The 4,202-nt window shown below is 69.4% G+C and carries 6 protein-coding genes; 4 read left to right on the forward strand and 2 right to left on the reverse strand.

What is annotated here, in order from left to right:
• Positions 1-109 precede the first annotated feature (109 nt).
• Together AU072_RS23180 and AU072_RS23185 are read left to right on the forward strand one after the other, a co-directional pair.
• Positions 110-460, forward strand: coding sequence for a metallopeptidase family protein (locus tag AU072_RS23180; RefSeq protein ID WP_064415940.1), 351 nt, complete (start codon positions 110-112; stop codon positions 458-460).
• A 59-nt stretch (positions 461-519) separates the two neighbouring features.
• Entirely contained in the window at positions 520-711 is a 192-nt protein-coding gene (locus tag AU072_RS23185; RefSeq protein WP_064415935.1) for a hypothetical protein, read from the forward strand.
• Here the strand turns inward: AU072_RS23185 and AU072_RS23190 are convergent.
• Together AU072_RS23190 and pheA are read right to left on the reverse strand one after the other, a co-directional pair.
• Complete coding sequence (locus AU072_RS23190; protein WP_064415936.1) at positions 691-1,377, reverse strand: histidine phosphatase family protein; 687 nt, start codon at positions 1,375-1,377, stop codon at positions 691-693. The two genes, AU072_RS23185 and AU072_RS23190, sit on opposite strands and share 21 nt — an antisense overlap.
• A complete protein-coding gene (gene pheA, locus AU072_RS23195) occupies positions 1,374-2,300 on the reverse strand; it encodes a prephenate dehydratase (RefSeq protein ID WP_064415937.1) in 927 nt (308 codons plus the stop codon). The genes AU072_RS23190 and pheA overlap by 4 nt, the downstream gene beginning before the upstream one ends.
• A 110-nt stretch (positions 2,301-2,410) precedes the next feature.
• Between pheA and AU072_RS23200 the strand changes: the two genes are divergently transcribed.
• Positions 2,411-3,208, forward strand: coding sequence for a DUF2470 domain-containing protein (locus tag AU072_RS23200; RefSeq protein ID WP_064415938.1), 798 nt, complete (start codon positions 2,411-2,413; stop codon positions 3,206-3,208).
• 19 nt (positions 3,209-3,227) lie between these two features.
• Positions 3,228-3,995, forward strand: a complete 768-nt coding sequence (locus AU072_RS23205; protein WP_064415939.1) for a CPBP family intramembrane glutamic endopeptidase — start codon at positions 3,228-3,230, stop codon at positions 3,993-3,995.
• The last annotated feature ends 207 nt before the right edge of the window (positions 3,996-4,202 follow it).

Genomic DNA, 4,202 nt, shown 5'->3' on the forward strand with positions numbered 1-4,202 from the left:
CGACACGGCGAGCAGATCGATGATCGACAACCGTGGAATCTTGCTGCGGTCCCACCGGCCCCGGCCCCGCCACCGGCACCCGCACCGGCGCCGCCTGGACCGTAGCCGCGTGGCCGTACGGATGAGCCCGCAACGGTTCGACGAACTGGTCTCCGAGGCGCTCGATCTGATACCGCCCAAGCTCGCCGACGCGCTGGACAACGTCGTCGTCCTGGTCGAGGCCCGCAACGACGAAGAGCCCGACCTGCTGGGCCTGTACCACGGCGTCGCCCTGACCGAGCGTGATTCGTGGTACGCCGGTTCGCTGCCCGACACCATCACGATCTACCGCGAGGCACTGCTGGAGCACTGCGACAGCGAGCAGGAGGTCGTCGACGAGGTGGCGATCACGGTGATTCACGAAGTCGCACATCATTTCGGCATCGACGATGAGCGCCTCCACGAACTCGGGTGGGGTTAGCGGGCGAACACACCGCGCGGCAACTGCGCTTTGTCGCCCGTGGGTGCTATCAAGGGGCCATGACCGAGTGCCGAGAATGCGTGGCGGGCCTCGAGCACTGCCACGGCACCGTCATTCACCACGCCGCGTATCGGCCGGAGTGCACCGAACCCGATTGCGTCACCCCGGAAGTCGCGCACGCGTTCGTGATCGACTGTGAGGCGATCGACTGCGCTTGCGCGGTCGTGGTGTCAGCCCATCGGGTCGGCTGAGCGCAGGGCGTCCTCGACCGGGCGCACGTCGGGCTCCGGATAGAACGGCGGCGTCATCGACCCCCACTGCAGGCAACTCCACCTTCCGTCGGTGATCGGTGCCAGCACGACGGCCTCCGTGTTACCAAGATGGTGGTCGAGCGCGAAACTGCTCTCGACACCGGCCAGCACCGAGGACACCAACCGGATCGCCGCGCCGTGGCTGACCACGACGATGTCGCCGTGCCAGGTGTCGTCGTCGAGGTGGCGCATCCGCAGCTGGGTGATGGTGGGCACATAGCGCTCCAGCACATCGTGGCCGGTCTCGCCGTTGGGCATCGCCACGTCGAGATCACCGTCGTGCCACTTCTGGTAGATGGATTCGAACGTCGCGATCGCCTCGTCGTCGTTGCGGTCCTCCAGATCGCCCACCTGGACCTCGTGGACCCCGTCGAGTTCCACGGGCGGCAACCGCACCGAACCGGCGATCTCCTCGGCGGTCTGGCGGGCCCGGTGGGCCACCGAATGCGCCAGGATCGCGGGCGCGGCAGGCAGACCCCTGGCGAAGGAGCGCGCCTGATCGCGGCCGAGGTCGGTCAGTTGTGCGCCGGGCGGGCGGGTGTCGAGGCGACGGTGGACGTTCGCCAGCGACTGTCCGTGGCGCACCAGCACCAGACGCCCGCTCACCGCTGTCCCTCCCGGAGTCGCGCCAGCCAGCGGGAGGCTTCATCAAGTCCGGGAGGGGCCGCGCCTGCGGCCGCTCCGGTCGGCCAGGATCCAAGGAATCGCATATCCGAACAACGACGGTGCAACGCCTTGAGTGCCTCGGCCACCGCATCGTCGTCGATGTGCCCGACGCAGTCGAGGAAGAAGATGTAGGTGCCCAAACCCGTTCGGGTGGGCCGTGATTCGATCCGGGTCAAGTCGATGTCGCGGACGGCCAACTCGGTCAGCGCCGACACCAGAGCGCCGGGAACGTTGTCGAGTCGCAGGACCACCGACGTACGGTCGGCGCCCGTGCGCCCCGGCGGCGGAGCAGGCGCTCCGACGAGCACGAACCGGGTGCGCGCGTTGGGTTCGTCGACGATGTCTGACGCCAGCGACTCCAGGCCGTAGCGCTTGGTGGCGAGCGCGGTACTCACCCCCGCGTCGGCGCGGCCCTCGGCGACGTCGGCGGCCGCGGCGGCGTTGGAGTTGGCGGGCACCACCTGCGCCGACGGCAGATGTTCGGCCAGCCAGTTCCGCACCTGCGCGGCGGCGACGGGGAACGCGGCGACGGTCTTCACGTCTTCGGGGGCCGTGCCGTCGCGGACCGCGATCGTGAACGAGACGTCGAGCGTGAGCTCGGCGAAGATCTGCAGCGGTGTGCCACCGGCCAGGCCGTCGAGGGTGGGCAGCACCGAGCCCTCGATCGAGTTCTCGATCGGCACGCAGGCGTAGTCGGCGGTGGCTTCGCGCACAGCGGCGAGCGCACCTGTGGTGCTGTCGCACGCGACCGGTGTCACCTCTCGGGCGCCCGGCCCGCCGGGCAGCATGCCGCTGCTCGACATTTTGAGCAGCGCCGCTTCGGTGAAGGTCCCCTCGGGGCCGAGATAGGCGATGCGCAGCACGGATCAACACTATCGGGTCACTGCGGTAATGCCGTTCCGCTGCACGAAAGCCTTGCGGGATCCGCCATGGCCTAGTTAAGTTAGGCTCACCTTATCTCAGAGGAGGCGGGATGGCGACAACTGTCACGGCACCGACGACGGCCGAGCGGATCCGCAGCGCATGCGCCAAGGCGGGCGGCGCGATGCTCGCGGTGGAGGGCGGCGACAACGGGACGCCCACCGAGACACCCGTCCACCACTTGCTCGGCGACGGCTCGTTCGCGATCACCGTTCCCGCCGACAGCGCGGTGGCGGCCAAGGCCGTCAGCGCGGGCACCGGCGGGGTGCAGGCGGTGCTGGAGATGACGGACTACGCGCCGCTGCCCCTACGCGAGCCGGTGCGTTCGCTGGTGTGGATCCAGGGCCGCCTGCACGACGTGCCCGCCGGTGAGGTGTCGGCCCTGCTCGACCTGATCGCCTCCGAAGACCCCAATCCTGCGCTACTTCAGGTGAACTCGGCGACCGCCGACGGCGACAAGGGACACACACTTCTGCGGCTGGAGATCGACTCCGTGGTCGTCGCCGATTCCACGGGCGCCGAATCGGTCACCGTGAGCACGCTGCTGGACGCCCGACCGGACCCGTTCTGCGCGATGGAGTCGTGCTGGCTGCAGCACATGGAGTCCGCGCACCGCGACGTCGTCGAGAGGCTGGCCAGCCGGCTCCCGATGTCGCTGCGCCGTGGCCGGGTCCGGCCCCTGGGCTTGGACCGCTACGGCGTACAACTGCGGGTGGAGACCGACGAAGGTGACCACGATGTGCGGCTGCCGTTCACCCGCCCGGTCGACGACGTCACCGGGTTGAGCCAGGCGATCCGGGTGCTGATGGGCTGCCCGTTCCTCAACGGGCTGCGCGCACGGAAGTTGTGACGGCACTACCCTAGCTCCGGTGACCGGCGCCCCCGACGAGCTCACCGATCCCGCGCGCCGGGCCCTGCGCATCGAGATCGTCGTCGTCCTGGCGGTGACGTTCGGCCTGTCGGCCTACAGTGCGCTGCTGAACCTGATCGAGTCGGTGCTCCTCGGCCTCTCCGGTCAGGTCGTCGCGCTCAATCCGCGCCGCTCCCCTTTCGACCTCGTCGACCTCGGCCTCAACCTCGTCTGGGTGTTCCAACTGTCGGCATGGGGCGCGCTGGCCGTATACCTGTTGTGGCGCAGCGGAATCGCCCTCAAGTCGATCGGCCTGGGGCCGCCCCGCTGGCGGGCCGACCTGCTCGGCGGGCTCGGCCTCGCCGCGCTGATCGGGCTGCCCGGTCTGGCGCTGTATCAGGTTGCCCGGCTCCTCGGTATGAACGCCGACGTCGAGCCGGCCGAGTTGTACGACACCTGGTGGCGGATACCGGTGCTGCTGTTGACGGCGCTGGCGAACGGCTGGGCCGAGGAGGTCATCGTCGTCGGCTACCTGATCACCAGGCTGCGCCAGCTAAGCGTGAGCCCGGCGACCGCCGTCGTCGTCACCAGCGTCCTGCGCGGGCTCTACCACCTCTATCAGGGCTTCGGAGCGGGGTTGGGGAACCTGGCGATGGGCGTGGTGTTCGGCTATGTCTACCTGCGGACCGGCCGGCTGTGGCCGCTGATCATCGCGCACGCATTGATCGATGCCGTGGCCTTCGTCGGCTATGCGCTGGCCGCCGGCCACCTGGGTTGGTTGCGCTGAACATGCGGGTCGGCGACGTACATTTCTTCAGGTGACCGACAACCGGCAACCGCCCCGCGGGTTCGAGCCGCCGCGGCGGCCGCACCGGGAGCCGTCACAGGTGATCCGCCGCGATCCCAACTACCGGCCGCCCCCACCGAACCCGCCGATCGGGCGGCCTGCCCCGCCTCCATCCCGCATGCCTCCGCCCCGCGTGCCACCACCCGC

Origin of the sequence: Mycolicibacterium novocastrense (assembly GCF_001499835.1) — a bacterium.
GTDB lineage: Bacteria > Actinomycetota > Actinomycetes > Mycobacteriales > Mycobacteriaceae > Mycobacterium > Mycobacterium novocastrense.

Coding starts and splice junctions, on each gene's coding strand:
- AU072_RS23185 (WP_064415935.1), top strand. CDS start 520: ATGACCGAGTGCCGAGAATGCGTGGCGGGCCTCGAGCACTGCCACGGC.
- AU072_RS23200 (WP_064415938.1), top strand. CDS start 2,411: ATGGCGACAACTGTCACGGCACCGACGACGGCCGAGCGGATCCGCAGC.